Origin of the sequence: Streptomyces avidinii, from assembly GCF_045161815.1 — a bacterium.
In the GTDB taxonomy this organism is placed as follows: Bacteria; Actinomycetota; Actinomycetes; order Streptomycetales; family Streptomycetaceae; genus Streptomyces; species Streptomyces avidinii.
The window spans coordinates 6420415-6436847 of the sequence record NZ_CP108863.1; the positions used below are offsets into that span (position 1 = coordinate 6420415).

The window sequence follows — 16433 nt, forward strand, 5'->3', positions numbered from 1 at the left end:
CCCGGGAGGTGCGCCGCTGCAGCCGGGCCAGCTCGGGCGGGCCCAGCGGCCGTACGGGACGGTCGGTGCCGGGCGAGGCGGTCACGGCGTACACCGGTGTCGCGGGTGGGCGACACGGGGCGCGGGGGACGCGGGGCGGCCGGGTGCGGCGGCAGGAGTAGTCACCGCCGCAGTGTGCCAGCCCTTACCGCTCGGCGGAACCGGGCCGCAACCGTGCGGGAACGGGGCCGGAGCCGGGCCGGGTCGCGGCGCCGTTCACCGGCCAGGTGCGCAGGTCAGGGCGCCGCTCAGAACAGCGGCTGCGGAAGCACGCCCTCCAGCGCGAGCAGCTGCCGCTTGGTCTCCACCCCGCCGCCGAATCCCCCGATGCCCCCGTCGTTCTCCACGACCCGGTGGCAGGCCACCACCAGAGGCAGTGGGTTCGAGCCCATGGCGTTGCCCACGGCCTGGGCGCCGCCGGGCTGTCCGACGCGGGCGGCCAGCTCCCCGTAGCCGACGACCGATCCGTAGGGGACCGAGCGGTCCAGCTCCTGGAGCACCTGCCGGTTGAAGCCGGAGCTGAGGCGCCAGTCCAGCGGCAGCTCGAAGCGCCGCAGCGAACCGGCGAAGTACGCGGTGAGCTGACGTATCGGCTCGGCCAGCAGCTCCTCCTCGCCCGGTGCGGGGCGCCGGGCGTCGGCGCCGAGCCGGGAGACGAGCGGGCCGATCATCCGGTCGACCCGGTCCGGCTCGGCATGGAACTCGACCCGGACCAGACCCTCGGGGGTCGCGGCCAGGAGCAGGGGTCCGCCGAGGACACCGTCGCCGGCGACGACGGTCCATTCGAGGTGCGGCCCGCGGGGCCGCTCGGTGCTGTCCACAGGTCCACGGTACGGCCGGTCACCGACAACGCGGTCGGCGCCGGCGACTACTGCAACGCCGCCGATGCGCTCCGGCCCGGTCTCAGAACCCGCCGACCGCTTCCTGGACCACATCGGGGGCGTTGGTGATGATCCCGTCCACCCCCATGGCCTGCACCTTCCGGGCGGTCGCCGCGTCGTCCACGATCCAGGTGTCCACCTCCATGGCCCTGCCGTGGGCACCGCGCAGGCCGTGCACCGCCGCGACCCAGTCGGCCGAGATGGTGGTGTGCCACGGGTTGATCCGGTCGGTGAACTCCGCGTACCGGGGCAGGTCCGCGACGGTGGGGGTGCCCAGGAAGGCGGTCACCAGGTCCGGGCGCAGCCCGTGGACGATGCGCACGCAGTCGGCGCTGAAGCTCTGCACCACCAGGCGCTTCGTGACGTGCCGCTCGTCGAGCCAGCCGGCCTGGTCCAGCACCTTCAGGGTCTGCTCCTCGATCCCCGGGTACAGCTCCGGCTTCTTGATCTCCAGCAGCAGCCGCTGCTGGTTGCGCTGCACCCGGTCGAGGTACTGCCGCAGGCTCGGCACGGAGGCGCCCGCGTACTCGGCGCCGAACCAGCTGCCCGCGTCCAGCCGGGAGATCTCGGCCCATGTGAAGTCCTGGACCTTCCAGGGCGCCCGGCCCGGGAACTGCTGCTCGACGTCGGTGGTCCGGGCCAGGGTGTCGTCGTGGATCACCACCAGCACGCCGTCCTTGGTGCGCTGCACGTCGTTCTCCACCCAGGCGAAGCCCATCTGCATGGCCAGGTCGATCGCGTCGAGGGTGTTCTCCGGGGCGTACGCGGAGGCTCCCCGGTGGGCGTACACGACCGGGCCCCCCAGGGCCGCCCGGCCGGTGCCGGCCCCCGCGCCGGTGCCTGTGCCGGTGCCGGTGGTCGAGCCGGTTCCGGGGCCGGTGGCGGCGTACGAGGCCGTCCCGCCCAGCAGGGTGAGAGTGAAGCCCAGGAATGCGGCCGCGGCCGCGGCGGCGGGTCGGACGTACATGTGCGTTCTCCTCGGGTCGTGAGCCCTGTTCCTGCGTCAGACGGGTGCGGAGCGGCAGACGTTGTGGCGATGCACTTCACCGCGATCATGGGGTTGAAGATCACCGAGCCGCCACCGAACTACGACAAACGGACCAGAACGAATGACGGCGGCCCGGGCGGCCGAGGGCGCCGGCCGCTCCGGCCGCGGTGCGACGCCGACCCGCGGCGCTACGTGAGTGTCAGTGGGGGGTCGTACGGTTGACCCATGCGGCCCGTATCGAAGATCGAACGCACGGTGGCGCCTTTCGAGGTCGTCAGCTCCTACCAGCCCAGCGGCGACCAGCCGGCGGCCATCGCCGAGCTGGAGAAGCGCATCCGTGCAGGTGAGAAGGATGTCGTCCTGCTGGGTGCGACCGGCACCGGCAAGTCGGCGACCACGGCCTGGATGATCGAGAAGCTCCAGCGCCCCACCTTGGTCATGGCGCCGAACAAGACGCTCGCGGCCCAGCTGGCGAACGAGTTCCGTGAGCTCCTGCCGAACAACGCCGTCGAGTACTTCGTCTCGTACTACGACTACTACCAGCCCGAGGCCTACGTACCGCAGTCGGACACGTACATCGAGAAGGACTCCTCGATCAACGAGGAGGTGGAGCGGCTGCGGCACTCCGCGACCAACTCGCTGCTGACCCGGCGGGACGTCATCGTCGTCGCGTCCGTGTCCTGCATCTACGGCCTCGGTACCCCACAGGAGTACGTCGACCGGATGGTCGCCCTCAAGGTGGGGGAGGAGACCGACCGGGACCAGCTGCTGCGCCGCTTCGTGGACATCCAGTACACGCGCAACGACGTCGCCTTCACCCGCGGCACCTTCCGGGTGCGCGGGGACACCATCGAGATCTTCCCGGTCTACGAGGAACTGGCCGTCCGCATCGAAATGTTCGGCGACGAGATCGAGGCCCTGTCCACCCTGCACCCGCTGACCGGCGAGGTCATCAGTGAGGACCGCGAGCTCTACGTCTTCCCCGCCAGCCACTACGTCGCCGGGCCCGAGCGCATGGAGAAGGCGGTCCGCGGCATCGAGGCGGAGCTGACCGAGCGCCTCGCCGAGCTGGAGAAGCAGGGCAAGATGCTGGAGGCGCAGCGGCTGCGCATGCGCACCACTTACGACCTGGAGATGATGCGCCAGATCGGGTCCTGCTCCGGCATCGAGAACTACTCGCTGCACATGGACGACCGCGAGCGCGGCTCCGCGCCCAACACTCTCATCGACTACTTCCCGGAGGACTTCCTCCTGGTCATCGACGAGTCGCACGTCACCGTGCCGCAGATCGGCGCCATGTACGAGGGTGACGCCTCCCGCAAGCGGACCCTCGTCGACCACGGTTTCCGGCTGCCGTCCGCCCTCGACAACCGGCCGCTGAAGTGGGAGGAGTTCCAGGGGCGCATCGGGCAGACCGTCTACCTGTCGGCGACCCCCGGAAAGTACGAGCTCTCGCGCGGCGACGGCTTCGTCGAACAGATCATCCGCCCCACCGGCCTCATCGACCCCGAGGTCGTGGTCAAGCCCACCGAGGGGCAGATCGACGACCTGGTCCACGAGATCCGGCAGCGCGTGGAGAAGGACGAGCGGATCCTCGTCACCACCCTCACCAAGAAGATGGCCGAGGACCTCACGGACTACTTCCTGGAGCTCGGCATCCAGGTCCGCTACCTGCACAGCGACGTGGACACCCTGCGCCGCATCGAGCTGCTGCGCGAGCTGCGGGCCGGCGAGTACGACGTCCTGGTCGGCATCAACCTGCTCCGTGAGGGTCTCGACCTGCCCGAGGTGTCCCTGGTGGCCATCCTGGACGCCGACAAGGAGGGCTTCCTGCGCTCCGGGACCTCCCTGATCCAGACCATCGGCCGCGCGGCGCGCAATGTGTCGGGCCAGGTCCACATGTACGCGGACAAGATGACCCCGGCGATGGAGAAGGCCATCGACGAGACCAACCGGCGCCGGGAGAAGCAGATCGCCTACAACACGGCGAACGGCATCGACCCGCAGCCGCTGCGCAAGAAGATCAACGACATCGTGGCCACCATCGCCCGCGAGGAACTCGACACCGAGGAGCTCCTCGGCACCGGGTACCGGCAGGCGAAGGAGGGCAAGGGGGCCAAGGCCCCGGTGCCGGCGCTCGGCGGCCGGGCGGCCGCGGGCAAGACGGGCGGAAAGGGTTCGAAGGGGACGGCCGGAGGCAAGGGTGCCGACGTGCTGACCGACCGGCCCGCGGCCGAACTGGCCGCGCTCATCGAGCAGATGACCGAGCGCATGCGCGGGGCGGCCGCCGAGCTCCAGTTCGAGGTCGCGGCCCGGATCCGGGACGAGGTGAGCGAGCTGAAGAAGGAGTTGCGGCAGATGAAGGAAGCGGGCCTCGCCTGACCGGAGGCCTGTCAGTAGGGTTGGGTCTCAGCCGCAGGTACACGCTGCACGCTCGTCATGGGGCGGGCCAGGGAGAGGGGACAGTACGTGACGGTCAACATGACCAAGGGTCAGGCCATCAGTCTGCAGAAGGCGGACGGAGGCACGCTGACCGCGGTCCGTATGGGCCTCGGCTGGCAGGCGGCGAAGCGCCGCGGGCTGTTCGGCTCGCGCACCCGGGAGATCGACCTCGACGCCTCGGCGGTACTCTTCGCCGACAAGCAGCCCGTGGACGTGGTGTTCTTCCGCCACCTGCAGAGCGACGACGGCTCGGTGCGCCACACCGGTGACAACCTCGTCGGCGGCGTCGGCCAGGGCGGGGACGACGAGGCGATCCTCGTCGACCTCCAGCGCGTGCCGGTGCACATCGACCAGATCGTCTTCACGGTGAACTCCTTCACCGGCCAGACGTTCCAGGAAGTGCAGAACGCGTTCTGCCGCATCGTCGACGAGACCAACGGCCAGGAGCTGGCCCGCTACACCCTCGACGGCGGCGGTCAGTACACCGCGCAGATCATGGCCAAGGTGTCCCGCGCGGGTGCCGGCTGGCAGATGACGGCCCTCGGGAACCCGGCCAACGGCCGCACGTTCCAGGACCTCATGCCGGCGATCCTGCCGCACCTGTAGTACCGGAAAAGAGAAGAAGGCACGGGGGAGGGGCTGCACGATGACGGCCGAACTGGTCCGGGGGCAGAACCACCCCGTGTCCCAGAGCCGGGTGGAGATCAGGGTCTCGGCGGGCACGCCCGTGCTGGCCCTGGCCTCGCTCGCCGACGAACAGGGCCGGTTCTCCGGCGACGGGATACTGGCCCACCCGGGGGCCAGGTCGCTCCCCGGCGTGCGGTCGCCGGGCGAGCTCGCCGAACGGCACACCTTCGCCGTCGACCTCGACGAGGTCGACGCGGAGGTACACCGGCTCGGCGTCCTGCTCGTCCTGCCGCCCGGCGGTCCGGTGCGCTTCGGCGCAGTACCGGCCTCCTACGTGGCCGTGGCCGAACCGGACGGCGCCGAAATCGCCGGGTACACCCTGACCGGGCTCGACGCCGAGACGGCCGTGGTCGCCCTGGAGCTGTACCGGCGCCAGGGCGCCTGGAAGGTCCGCGCCGTGGGCCAGGGCTACGCCGAAGGCCTCGGCGCCCTGCTCGCCGACGGCGGACTGCCCGCACCGCATGCCGCGGAGCTGGCCGCCGCCGCGCTGCGCACGGCCGCCCGCACCGCGGAGGCCGACATCACCCTGGCGACCATGCCGACCCTCGTCGGCGACCTGCGTGCCCCGCAGAGCCCGGCCCAGGCACCCGCGACCGCCCCCGAGCCGCCGGACGCGGTCCCCGTCTCCGGGCACCCGTACGCCGGTACGCCCGGGCCCGCGCCCGGTGGCGACACCCCTGCCTCCCCGCCCACCATCAGCTACGCCCACCCGCGGCGCCGCCGCACCAGCACCGAGCCGCCCGAGCCGGCGCCGCGGGCCGCCGCACCGCAGGAACCGGGCCAGGCCCCGCGGCCCGTCGCCGGGGACGCCAGCGGCTGGTCCATGGAGGAGCGGCTCTACAACCAGGTCTGGGGCATGTTCGAGGACCTGGCCCGCACGGTCGCCGCCTACCGCAGCGCCGTCGAGTTCGCCGACTCCCGGATGGACCGCGAACTCGACGAGGCCCTGTCCGACCCGCGCCACCGTCTGGGCGGCTCGGGGAACGCCGCCCGCGACACCGCACGGGCCCGCCGCGAGGAGCTTGTCGCCCAGGCCCAGGCCGTCCTCGACCGGGACCTGGCCCAGCTGATCGCCGAGTCGGAGGTCGTCGAGCCCGCGCTGCCCGCCGCGTACGCCCGCTGGGACAATCCCGTCTGGCACGGTCACCGCACGCCCGAGGAGAGCCCGCTGGCCCTGCGTCTGGGCCACCTGCACCTGCCCGAGCGGCCCGACCTGCGCATCCCCATGCTGACCCGGGTCCCGCTGGAGCGCGGACTCTGGATCGACAACGGCCGCACCGGCTCCGAGGCCGCGATGACCATGGACACCGACCGGCTGCGCCGGGCCGCCATGGACATGGCCGTCGCCCTCGCGGTCCGGCTGCTCGCGGTCCACCCCGCCGACCGGTTCTCCGTGCACGTCATCGACGCGGCCGGAGCCGGGTCCGCCTCCCTGGCGCCACTGGTCCGTGCCGGGGTGCTGGCCGCACCGCCCGCCGCCGGGGCCACCGGGGTCACCCAGACCCTGGCGCGACTGACCCGGCGGGTGGACCTCGTACAGATGGCGCTGCGGGCCGGCGCCCCCGAGGACCTGCCGTCGGACGTGGACACGGCCGACCAGCTGCTGATCGTGCACGACTTCCCGCACGGCTTCGACGACCGAGCCGTCACCCAGCTGCGCTACCTCGCCGACGAGGGTGCGGCGGTCGGCGTGCACCTGCTGATGGTCGCCGACCGCGACGAGGCCTCGGCCTACGGGCCGCTGCTCGACCCGCTGTGGCGCTCCCTGATGCGCCTGTCCCCGGTGCCGGACAACCATCTCGCCGACCCCTGGGTGCACCACGCGTGGACCTTCGAACCGGACCTGCCCCCGCAGGGCAGCCGGGTCCTCGACCAGGCGCTGGACCGGGTGGCGGAGGCCCGGCGCACTACCCGCCCGTGACCATCCTTTGGCATTCCCTTTACCTTTTCGGCCCTTGATGGGTATGCTCGTGAGTGCGGAGGGGAGTATTCCTGCTTTCCTGCTACGGCGTACCCGTCAATACGGACCACCTGCGGTTGTATGAGCGCAGTGGCCCCGGGGCGTCGGCCCGCGGCCTCCAGGTCGTCCGGGTGGAAGAGACCTCCGGCAGCGATGACGCTGACGAAGTGCTGAGCCATCCGCCGGAGGCATGTTCACCATGGAAGTTTCCTGGGCCCTGTGGGGCGCGACCATTCTCGGTCTGTCCCTCCTCATCGCCGCCGACTTCTTCATCGGCCGCAAACCGCACGACGTGTCGATCAAGGAAGCCGGCACCTGGACGGTCGTCTGGATCGTCCTCGCCGCCCTCTTCGGGCTCGGCCTGTGGTTCTTCGGCACCCCCCAGGCCTCCCAGGAGTTCTTCGCGGGCTTCATCACCGAGAAGTCCCTGAGCGTCGACAACCTCTTCGTCTTCGTCCTGATCATGGCGAAGTTCGCGGTGCCCTCCCACCTCCAGCAGCGCGTGCTGCTCATCGGCGTACTGATCGCCCTGGTCCTGCGCGCGGTCTTCATCGCCGCCGGCGCCGCGATCATCGCGAGCTTCTCCTGGGTCTTCTACATCTTCGGCGCCTTCCTGATCTACACCGCGTGGAAGCTGATCCAGGAGGCCCGCAAGGACGAGGACGAGGACGACTTCGAGGAGAACCGCCTCCTCAAGTCCGTCGAGAAGAAGTTCGGCGTCGCCGACCGGTACCACGGCACCAAGCTCTTCATCGTCAGCAACGGCAAGCGCGTGCTGACCCCGCTGATGATCGTCATGCTGGCCATCGGTACCACCGACGTCCTGTTCGCCCTGGACTCCATCCCCGCGATCTTCGGCCTGACCCAGGACCCGTACATCGTCTTCACGGCCAACGCCTTCGCGCTGATGGGTCTGCGCCAGCTGTACTTCCTCATCGGCGGCCTGCTGAAGAAGCTGGTCCACCTCAGCTACGGCCTGTCGATCATCCTCGGTTTCATCGGCATCAAGCTCGTGCTGCACGCCCTGCACGAGTCCGGTGTGCACGTCCCGGTGATCTCGATCCCGGTCTCCCTGGCCGTCATCTGCGGTGTCCTGGTCATCACCACGATCACCAGCCTGATCGCCTCGAAGAAGCAGGCGGCGGCCGAGGCCGCCACCCGCACCGAGAGCGTCGACGTCTGACGGATCCGCGGAACTACACGGGGGCGGCCACTTCGGCCGCCCCCGTTTCCGTGCCCCGGCCCGCGGCCGCCCGCTTGCGGACGGCCGCCGGACCGGTCTCCGGCAGCAATGCGAAACAGACCAGGCTGACCAGGGCGATCCCGGTCAGGTACAGCGCGACGCCCCACGGCGGACCCGAGCCGTCCGCCAGCGCCGTCGCCACGACCGGGGTCAGCGCCCCGCCCAGTACACCGCCCAGGTTGTAGCCGACGGCCGCGCCCGTGCAGCGGATGCGCGGCGCGTACAGCTCCGGCAGGTAAGCGGCCACCACCGAGAACATCGTCACCATGCCGAGCAGCGCGCCGGTGAAGCCGACCGTCATCAGCAGCGGATCGGCCGTCCGCAACAGCGCCACCAGCGGGAACATCCACACGGCGCAGAGCGCGCACCCGGCCAGGCACAGCGGCCGCCGCCCGTAACGGTCACCGAGCATCGCGATCAGCGGGGTCACCAGGCCCTTGATCGCAACCGAGATCATGATGCAGGCCAGCATCGTCGTGCGGCTCACCGTGAGGTGCTCGGTGGCGTACGCGAGGGACCAGGTGGTGACCGCGTAGAAGACGGCGTACCCCACGGCGAGCGCCCCGCCGGTCAGCAGGAGCAGCCGCCAGTGGCCCCGGAACACCTCGGCCAGCGGGGCCTCGGCCCGCCGGTCCGACGCGGCGAGCGCCCGGAACTGCGGGGTCTCCTCCACCGAGTGGCGCAGCCACAGCCCGGCCAGGGCCAGCACCCCGGCCGCCCAGAAGGGGACCCGCCACCCCCAGGAGGTGAACTGGGCATCGGTCAGCGAGGCGGACAGTCCGAGCATCAGGCCGTTGGCGAGCAGGAAGCCCACCGCCGGTCCCATCTGCGGGAAGCTCGACCACAGTCCGCGCCGCCGCTCGGGTGCGTGCTCGGCGGTGAGGAGCACGGCGCCGCCCCATTCGCCGCCGAGCCCGAGGCCCTGCAGGAAGCGCAGCAGGAGCAGCAGGACCGGCGCGGCCATGCCGATCGAGCCGTACGTGGGCACGCAGCCGACGGCGACCGTGGCGAGACCGGTGAGCAGCAGGGAGGCCAGCAGGACCGGGCGCCGGCCGTAGCGGTCGCCGATGTGGCCGAAGACCACCGAACCGAGTGGGCGGGCGAGGAAGCCGACGCCGAAGGTGCCGAACGCGGCGAGGGTTCCGGCGAGCGGGGAGAAGGAGGGGAAGAAGAGCGGGCCGAGCACGAGGGCGGCGGCCGTCCCGTACACGAAGAAGTCGTAGAACTCGATCGCGGTCCCGGCGAGCGAGGCCGTGGCCAGCCGCAGCATGCCGGGCCCGGTGCGGCCGTCGGCCTCAGGGGGCCGGGGCGTCGGGGAGGGGGCGGGGGAGGCCTCGGGGGCGGAGGAGGCGAGGGGCGGGGAAGGGTCCTGTGGCATGCCGCACCACATACCCCTTTCCCGCCCCTCGGGGCGGCAGTTCGGCCGGAGCCGACCGGAAGGAGTGCGTCGCACCCGGAAGTTGACGCGTTGCGGTGCCTACCAGCCGCGCTCGCGCCATTCGGCCAGGTGCGGACGCTCGGCGCCGAGGGTGGTGTCGTCGCCGTGCCCCGGGTAGACCCAGGTCTCGTCCGGCAGCTGCTCGAAGAGCTTGTGCTGGACGTCGTCGATCAGGCTGGCGAAGGCCTTCGGGTCGCCCTGGGTGTTGCCGACGCCGCCCGGGAAGAGGCAGTCGCCGGTGAACACGTGCGGGTGGCCGTGCGGGTCGTCGTAGACCAGCGCGATCGAGCCGGGGGTGTGTCCGACCAGGTGGCGGGCGGTCAGCGAGACCCGTCCGACCGTGATCGTGTCCCCGTCGCCGACCAGCACGTCCGTGCCGACGGGGATGCCCTCCGCGTCGAGGGCGCCCGCGAGGGTGCGCGCGCCGGTCGCCTCGACCACCTCGGCGAGCGCGCCCCAGTGGTCGCCGTGCCGGTGGGTGGTGACCACGGACGCGATGCCGTCGTCGCCGATCAGACTGAGCAGGGTGCCGGCCTCGGCGGCCGCGTCGATGAGCAGCTGCTCGTCGGTGGCGCGGCAGCGCAGCAGGTAGGCGTTGTTGTTCATCGGGCCCACCGCGACCTTGGAAATCATCAGGTCCGCGAGTTCGTGCACGTCGGCCGGACCGCCGACCTTGACCTCTCCGGTGTACGTCATGTCTTGATCCTAGAGCGGGGGGAGCTCGGGGAGGGGGCCGCCCGAGGTGGTCAGGGAGGCGCCCTTGTCCCCGCGGCCGGCCAGCCAGGCCAGCAGCCCGGCATCGGTGCCGGACACGGTCACGGCGGGATCCCCGGCGGAGCCGGTGCGCCAGCTCCGTCCGTCGCTCGCGACCAGGGCCACCGGCGGCACCTCGGGGCGCCCGGACCAGCGGTCGGCGAGGAAGGCGATCTCGCGGTCGGTGAACTCCGCCGGGAGGTCGGAGAGCTCGTAGCCGATGTTCAGGTCGACGTGGTGCAGGTCGGCCTCGACCCAGCGGCGGAAGGGCACGTTGGCGGCGAGGTCGGTGATGCCGTTGCGCAGCTCGACCGTGCGGGACCAGTCCTGGTCGGGCTCGGTGGTGGCCATGAAGCGGGCCGCGGAATCACGGAGGTCCGTCAGGTGTTCTTCCAGAGGCCGGCCGGCGTCGCGCTCGATGTCCGTGTCGCGGGCGGCGGCACTCTCGTACATCGGGCGCCCCTCGAAGACGTTGACGAGGGCGTCCGCGTTGCGGGCGAGGTGGGCCAGGATGTGGCCGCGGGTCCAGCCCGGGAGGTGTGACTCCTCGGCGAGGGCTGCGTTGTCCAGTTTCGCGACTGCGGTCAGCAGCCGGTCCGTGGCTTCACGTACAGATCGCAGGTCGTGCACATGATCAGTCATGACGGCGAGCCTAGTGGCTCACCGAGCACGGCCACACGATTGGGTGAAGCGGTCTGCGGAGTGCCGTAAATCGAATGTGCGTGCTATACGCTCGGAAGTCCAAGGACCAAGTCCATCGCAGAGGCGCCCCCCATACCCTGGGACGGGGGCCCGTGCCCCCGCTCTCTCAAGAAAGGTGCGGACCGGCGTGACCGACCGTCTCATCGTTCGTGGCGCTCGCGAGCACAACCTGAAGAACGTCTCGCTCGACCTGCCCCGCGACTCACTCATCGTCTTCACCGGACTCTCCGGGTCGGGCAAGTCCTCCCTGGCCTTCGACACGATCTTCGCCGAGGGCCAGCGTCGCTACGTCGAGTCGCTCTCGTCGTACGCCCGCCAGTTCCTCGGGCAGATGGACAAGCCCGACGTCGACTTCATCGAGGGCCTCTCCCCGGCCGTCTCGATCGACCAGAAGTCGACCTCGCGCAACCCCCGCTCCACCGTGGGCACCATCACCGAGGTCTACGACTACCTGCGCCTGCTCTTCGCCCGGATCGGCAAGCCGCATTGTCCCGAGTGCCGCCGGCCCATCTCGCGCCAGTCGCCGCAGGCGATCGTCGACAAGGTGCTCGCGCTCCCCGAGGGCAGCCGCTTCCAGGTGCTGTCGCCGCTGGTGCGCGAGCGCAAGGGCGAGTTCGTCGACCTCTTCTCCGACCTCCAGACCAAGGGCTACAGCCGGGCGCGGGTGGACGGGGAGACCATCCAGCTCTCCGAGCCGCCCACGCTGAAGAAGCAGGAGAAGCACACCATCGAGGTGGTCATCGACCGCCTCACCGTCAAGGAGAGCGCCAAGCGCCGGCTCACGGACTCCGTGGAGACCGCCCTCGGCCTGTCCGGCGGCATGGTGATCCTGGACTTCGTCGACCTCGCCGAGGACGACCCCGAGCGTGAGCGGATGTACTCCGAGCACCTCTACTGCCCGTACGACGACCTGTCCTTCGAGGAGCTGGAGCCGCGCTCCTTCTCCTTCAACTCGCCCTTCGGCGCCTGCCCCGAGTGCACCGGTATCGGTACGCGCATGGAGGTGGACCCGGAGCTGATCGTTCCGGACGAGGACAAGTCCCTGGACGAGGGCGCGGTCTCCCCGTGGTCGCTCGGCCACACCAAGGACTACTTCCAGCGGCTGATCGGCGCGCTCGCCGGGGAACTCGGCTTCCGCACCGACATCGCGTGGGCCGGGCTGCCGGCGCGCGCGAAGAAGGCCCTGCTGTACGGGCACAAGACGCAGATCGAGGTCCGCTACCGCAACCGGTACGGGCGGGAGCGCGCGTACACCACGGCCTTCGAGGGCGCCGTGCCGTTCGTCAAGCGGCGGCACGCGGAGTCGGAGAGCGACGCCAGCCGCGAGCGCTTCGAGGGCTACATGCGCGAGGTGCCCTGCCCGACCTGTGAGGGCACCCGCCTCAAGCCGATCGTGCTCGCCGTGACGGTGATGGAGAAGTCCATCGCCGAGGTCGCCGCCATGTCGATCAGCGAGTGCGCGGACTTCCTGGGGCGGATGCGCCTCGACGCCCGCGACAAGAAGATCGCCGAGCGGGTCCTGAAGGAGGTCAACGAGCGGCTCCGCTTCCTCGTGGACGTCGGTCTCGACTACCTCTCGCTCAACCGGGCCGCCGGCACCCTGTCGGGTGGCGAGGCCCAGCGCATCCGGCTCGCCACCCAGATCGGCTCCGGCCTGGTCGGCGTGCTCTACGTACTGGACGAGCCCTCCATCGGTCTCCACCAGCGGGACAACCACCGGCTGATCGAGACCTTGGTGCGGCTGCGGGACATGGGCAACACGCTCATCGTGGTCGAGCACGACGAGGACACCATCAAGGTGGCCGACTGGGTCGTGGACATCGGTCCGGGCGCGGGCGAACACGGCGGCAAGGTGGTGCACAGCGGTTCGCTCAAGGAGCTGCTGAAGAACACCGAATCGATGACCGGGCAGTACCTCTCGGGCAAGAAGTCCATCGAGATCCCGGACGTACGCCGGCCCGTGAACGGCGAGCGCAAGCTGACCGTCCACGGCGCCAAGGAGAACAACCTGCGGGACATCGACGTGTCCTTCCCGCTGGGTGTCCTGACCGCCGTGACCGGTGTGTCGGGCTCGGGAAAGTCGACGCTGGTCAACGACATCCTCTACACGCACCTGGCCCGCGAGCTGAACGGCGCCCGCTCGGTGCCCGGACGGCACACCCGGGTGGAGGGCGACGAGCTCGTCGACAAGGTCGTGCACGTCGACCAGTCGCCGATCGGCCGGACCCCGCGGTCCAACCCGGCGACGTACACGGGTGTCTTCGACCACGTGCGCAAGCTCTTCGCCGAGACCATGGAGGCGAAGGTGCGCGGCTACCTGCCGGGCCGCTTCTCCTTCAACGTGAAGGGCGGCCGGTGCGAGAACTGCGCCGGTGACGGCACGATCAAGATCGAGATGAACTTCCTGCCGGACGTCTACGTCCCCTGCGAGGTCTGCCACGGCGACCGGTACAACCGGGAGACGCTGGAGGTCCACTACAAGGGCAAGTCCATCGCGGAAGTCCTGAACATGCCGATCGAGGAGGCGCTGGGCTTCTTCGAGGCGGTGCCGACCATCGCGCGTCACCTCAAGACGCTCAACGAGGTCGGGCTGGGCTACGTCCGCCTCGGCCAGTCGGCGCCGACCCTGTCGGGCGGTGAGGCACAGCGCGTGAAGCTGGCCTCCGAGCTCCAGAAGCGCTCCACGGGCCGGACGGTCTACGTGCTGGACGAGCCGACGACGGGTCTGCACTTCGAGGACATCTCGAAGCTGATCAAGGTGCTGTCCGGGCTGGTGGACAAGGGGAACTCGGTGATCGTCATCGAGCACAACCTCGACGTCATCAAGACCGCGGACTGGGTCATCGACATGGGCCCGGAGGGCGGCTACGGCGGCGGTCTGGTGGTGGCCGAGGGCACGCCGGAGGCGGTGGCCTCGGTGGGTGCGAGCCATACCGGCAAGTTCCTGCGGGACATCCTGGGCGCGGACCGGGTCTCCGACGCGGGGGCGTCTCCGGTGCGGGCCACGGCGAAGAAGGCCCCGGCCAAGAAGGCGGTCGCCGCGAAGAAGGCGGCTCCGGCCAAGAAGGCGGCGGCCAAGAAGACGACGGCCCGGGCGCGCAAGGCCTAGGCCGTCTCCTCCGGATCCTGCCGGGCCCGCGACGCCCGGCACCGCACCTCGCCGCACTGCCGGGGCAACCGAGTACGTCCAGTACACGGCAGCCCCGGCAGCACGCCGAGGCACGGCACCGGACAACGCGGACCTGACCGACAAGATCCGAAAGAGACGACCTGGCGCGGCGTTCGAGCCGGCGGGAGGGCCCGGCCCCTGGCCGGGCCCTCCCGCGTGCGTTCGGGGCGGCGCTCAGGTGGCGACGCCCACCGCTCGGCGGGTGCAGGCCGGGTCCGTCAGGGCGGCCAGGAGGGCGTCCGCGACGTCCGCGCGCCCAACGCCGGCCCGCTCATGGCCGCCCTCCGGGCCGGACCGGGGGAGGAGGGGGAAGAGGGGGTCGAGGAAGGGCTCACCGGCATCGCCCGGCACGCCTCGCTCTTCTACGCCGACGCCATGCCCATGGCCGCCTCGCTCTTCGCCGAGCCGGCCCTCCTCACCCGCCACCGGGAGGGCGTCCAGGAGATCGGGGCGGGGCCGCACCTGGTCCTCGACGCGCTGGCCGGGCGGCTGCGGCGCGAGCTCGAAGCCGGGCGGCTGCGGCCCGACGCCGATCCGCGGGCCGCCGCGGCCCTGCTGCTCGGGGCCTGTTTCCAGCGGGCCTTCTTCCTGCACTTCTCCGGGGCCCATGTGGTCCAGCCCGTCGAGGAGTTCGCTCCGGCCGTGGCCCGGACCGTCTGGGCCGCTATCCGCTGAGCTCCGCCGCGTACGGCGGTTCCGCGCCCGCCCGGGTGCAGGTCAGGGCCGCCGCGTGGGCGGCGTGCGCCAGCACCTCCTGCCAGTCCACCGGCCCGCCCGGCGCGGCGGCGCCGAGCCGGTGCAGCAGGGCGGCGTTGACGGTGTCGCCCGCGCCGATCGTGTCCACCACCGCCACCGGGCGGGCCGCCGCCGAGTACTCCGCGCCCTCCCGCGTCCAGGCCGTCAGGCCCGCCGCACCCCGGGTCAGCACCACCGCCGACGGTCCGGCCGCCAGCCAGTCCCCGACCCGGCCGCCCAGCCAGGCCGCGTCCTCCTCCGACAGCTTGAGGACCCTCGTGTGCGGCAGCAGCCGCTCCAGGAACCGTGTGCGGTACGCCGCCGGGTCCGCGATCAGCGCCGGCCGGATGTTGGGGTCCAGCAGGGTGAGCAGCCCGCGCCGGGACTCCCGGCGCAGCAGGGCCTCGTACGCGCTCGCGCCCGGTTCCAGGACCAGCGAGCAGGTGCCGAGCGCGAGGGCCCGTGCCCGGTCCGGCAGGGCGGGCGGCAGGGTGAACAGCCGGTCCGCCGTGCCCTCGACGTAGAAGCCGTACGAGGCCGAGCCGTCCGGGGCCAGCGAGGGCACGGCGAGCGTGGTCGGCTCCGGACCGCGCTGGACCAGCGACAGGTCCACCCCGGCCGCCCGCAGCCCGGCCAGCAGGCTCTCGCCGAAGCCGTCCGTGGAGACCCGGGAGCAGAAGGCCACCTCGGCGCCGAGCCGGCCGAGCGCGAGCGCGGTGTTGTACGGTCCGCCGCCCCGCCGGGGCAACAGCGCGCCGGGCGGCAGTGCCGCGGGCACCAGGTCGATGAGGGCTTCTCCGCCGACGACGATCACGCGGGGGAAGCTACCTCATGGGACGGCGGTATCGTCGGGTGGGCCGGTGCCCCGGTCGGGTTCCGGCCCGGGCCGGGCCGTGTACCCGTACCCGCACCGCACCCTCGCGCCCCCGCCCCCGTAGCTCAGGAGAACCGCATGTCCGCGCCGCAGTCGCCCGCCCGCCGTACCGTCCTCAGGGGCGCCGCCGCGCTCGCCGGGGCCGCGGGCGCGGGAGCGAGTCTCGCGGCCTGCTCCACCGAGACCAACAGCGGAGGGAACACCCCCGCCACCCCCACCGAGCCGGTGGACCTGGGCGCCGCTGCCGACGTCCCGGTGGGCGGCGCGAAGCTGTACCGGGAGAAGAAGCTGATCGTCAGCTGCCCGGCGGAGGGCCAGTACAAGGCGTTCAGCGCCCAGTGCACGCACGCCGGCTGCGTCCTGGACAAGATCGTCGAGGGCGAGGGGAACTGCCCCTGCCACGGCAGCCGTTTCGACGTGAACACCGGCAAGGTCCTGCGCGGCCCGGCCTCCGCGCCGCTGCCCGCCGTCCCGGTCCGGGCCGAGAACGGCAACCTCGTCGCCGGCTGACCGGCGAACGCC

13 protein-coding genes are annotated in these 16433 nt (G+C 71.5%); 7 read left to right on the forward strand and 6 right to left on the reverse strand.

The window, feature by feature from the left end; translation table 11 throughout:
• Positions 1–287 precede the first annotated feature (287 nt).
• Together OG373_RS28950 and OG373_RS28955 are read right to left on the reverse strand one after the other, a co-directional pair.
• Positions 288–860, reverse strand: a complete 573-nt coding sequence (locus tag OG373_RS28950) for a methylated-DNA--[protein]-cysteine S-methyltransferase (RefSeq protein WP_405441246.1) — start codon at positions 858–860, stop codon at positions 288–290.
• 82 nt (positions 861–942) lie between these two features.
• Positions 943–1887: a glycerophosphodiester phosphodiesterase gene (locus OG373_RS28955; RefSeq protein ID WP_405441248.1), complete on the reverse strand. Its 945-nt coding sequence runs from the start codon at positions 1885–1887 to the stop codon at positions 943–945.
• Between the two features lie 246 nt (positions 1888–2133).
• Between OG373_RS28955 and uvrB the strand changes: the two genes are divergently transcribed.
• The 4 genes from uvrB to OG373_RS28975 all read left to right on the forward strand — a co-directional run bounded on the left by uvrB (position 2134) and on the right by OG373_RS28975 (position 8180).
• Complete coding sequence (gene uvrB / locus OG373_RS28960; protein ID WP_405441250.1) at positions 2134–4290, forward strand: excinuclease ABC subunit UvrB; 2157 nt, start codon at positions 2134–2136, stop codon at positions 4288–4290.
• A gap of 87 nt (positions 4291–4377) precedes the next feature.
• Positions 4378–4956, forward strand: a complete 579-nt coding sequence (locus OG373_RS28965) for a TerD family protein (protein WP_030762430.1) — start codon at positions 4378–4380, stop codon at positions 4954–4956.
• 40 nt (positions 4957–4996) lie between these two features.
• Positions 4997–6958 (forward strand): TerD family protein, encoded by a 1962-nt coding sequence (locus OG373_RS28970; protein WP_405441252.1) that lies wholly within the window; start codon positions 4997–4999, stop codon positions 6956–6958.
• A gap of 238 nt (positions 6959–7196) precedes the next feature.
• Positions 7197–8180, forward strand: coding sequence for a TerC family protein (locus OG373_RS28975; RefSeq protein WP_397735323.1), 984 nt, complete (start codon positions 7197–7199; stop codon positions 8178–8180).
• Positions 8181–8193: 13 nt separating this feature from the next.
• On the opposite strand, the gene OG373_RS28980 is transcribed toward OG373_RS28975, so the two are convergent.
• The 3 genes from OG373_RS28980 to OG373_RS28990 all read right to left on the reverse strand — a co-directional run bounded on the left by OG373_RS28980 (position 8194) and on the right by OG373_RS28990 (position 11073).
• The gene (locus OG373_RS28980) at positions 8194–9510 is read right to left on the reverse strand and encodes an MFS transporter (protein ID WP_405444240.1); all 1317 of its coding nucleotides are present in this window, start codon (positions 9508–9510) and stop codon (positions 8194–8196) included.
• Between the two features lie 207 nt (positions 9511–9717).
• Positions 9718–10374 carry an MBL fold metallo-hydrolase gene (locus tag OG373_RS28985; RefSeq protein WP_397735244.1) on the reverse strand — a complete coding sequence of 219 codons (657 nt, stop codon included), beginning with the start codon at positions 10372–10374 and terminating at the stop codon, positions 9718–9720.
• Between the two features lie 9 nt (positions 10375–10383).
• A complete protein-coding gene (locus tag OG373_RS28990) occupies positions 10384–11073 on the reverse strand; it encodes a maleylpyruvate isomerase family mycothiol-dependent enzyme (protein ID WP_405441255.1) in 690 nt (229 codons plus the stop codon).
• 187 nt (positions 11074–11260) lie between these two features.
• Here OG373_RS28990 and uvrA point away from each other — a divergent pair, with 187 nt between their 5' ends.
• Together uvrA and OG373_RS29000 are read left to right on the forward strand one after the other, a co-directional pair.
• A complete protein-coding gene (uvrA, locus tag OG373_RS28995; protein WP_405441256.1) occupies positions 11261–14242 on the forward strand; it encodes an excinuclease ABC subunit UvrA in 2982 nt (993 codons plus the stop codon).
• Positions 14243–14458: 216 nt separating this feature from the next.
• Complete coding sequence (locus OG373_RS29000; RefSeq protein WP_405441258.1) at positions 14459–14977, forward strand: TetR/AcrR family transcriptional regulator C-terminal domain-containing protein; 519 nt, start codon at positions 14459–14461, stop codon at positions 14975–14977.
• Here the strand turns inward: OG373_RS29000 and OG373_RS29005 are convergent.
• Positions 14967–15851 (reverse strand): carbohydrate kinase, encoded by an 885-nt coding sequence (locus tag OG373_RS29005; protein WP_405441259.1) that lies wholly within the window; start codon positions 15849–15851, stop codon positions 14967–14969. The genes OG373_RS29000 and OG373_RS29005 overlap by 11 nt on opposite strands.
• Positions 15852–15989: 138 nt before the next feature.
• Between OG373_RS29005 and OG373_RS29010 the strand changes: the two genes are divergently transcribed.
• Positions 15990–16421, forward strand: coding sequence for a Rieske (2Fe-2S) protein (locus tag OG373_RS29010; RefSeq protein WP_405441260.1), 432 nt, complete (start codon positions 15990–15992; stop codon positions 16419–16421).
• Positions 16422–16433: the final 12 nt, after the last annotated feature.

Coding starts and splice junctions, on each gene's coding strand:
- OG373_RS28955 (WP_405441248.1), bottom strand. CDS start 1,887: ATGTACGTCCGACCCGCCGCCGCGGCCGCGGCCGCATTCCTGGGCTTC.
- uvrB (WP_405441250.1), top strand. CDS start 2,134: ATGCGGCCCGTATCGAAGATCGAACGCACGGTGGCGCCTTTCGAGGTC.
- OG373_RS28970 (WP_405441252.1), top strand. CDS start 4,997: ATGACGGCCGAACTGGTCCGGGGGCAGAACCACCCCGTGTCCCAGAGC.
- OG373_RS28975 (WP_397735323.1), top strand. CDS start 7,197: ATGGAAGTTTCCTGGGCCCTGTGGGGCGCGACCATTCTCGGTCTGTCC.
- OG373_RS28980 (WP_405444240.1), bottom strand. CDS start 9,510: ATGCTGCGGCTGGCCACGGCCTCGCTCGCCGGGACCGCGATCGAGTTC.
- OG373_RS28985 (WP_397735244.1), bottom strand. CDS start 10,374: ATGACGTACACCGGAGAGGTCAAGGTCGGCGGTCCGGCCGACGTGCAC.
- OG373_RS28990 (WP_405441255.1), bottom strand. CDS start 11,073: ATGACTGATCATGTGCACGACCTGCGATCTGTACGTGAAGCCACGGAC.
- OG373_RS29010 (WP_405441260.1), top strand. CDS start 15,990: ATGTCCGCGCCGCAGTCGCCCGCCCGCCGTACCGTCCTCAGGGGCGCC.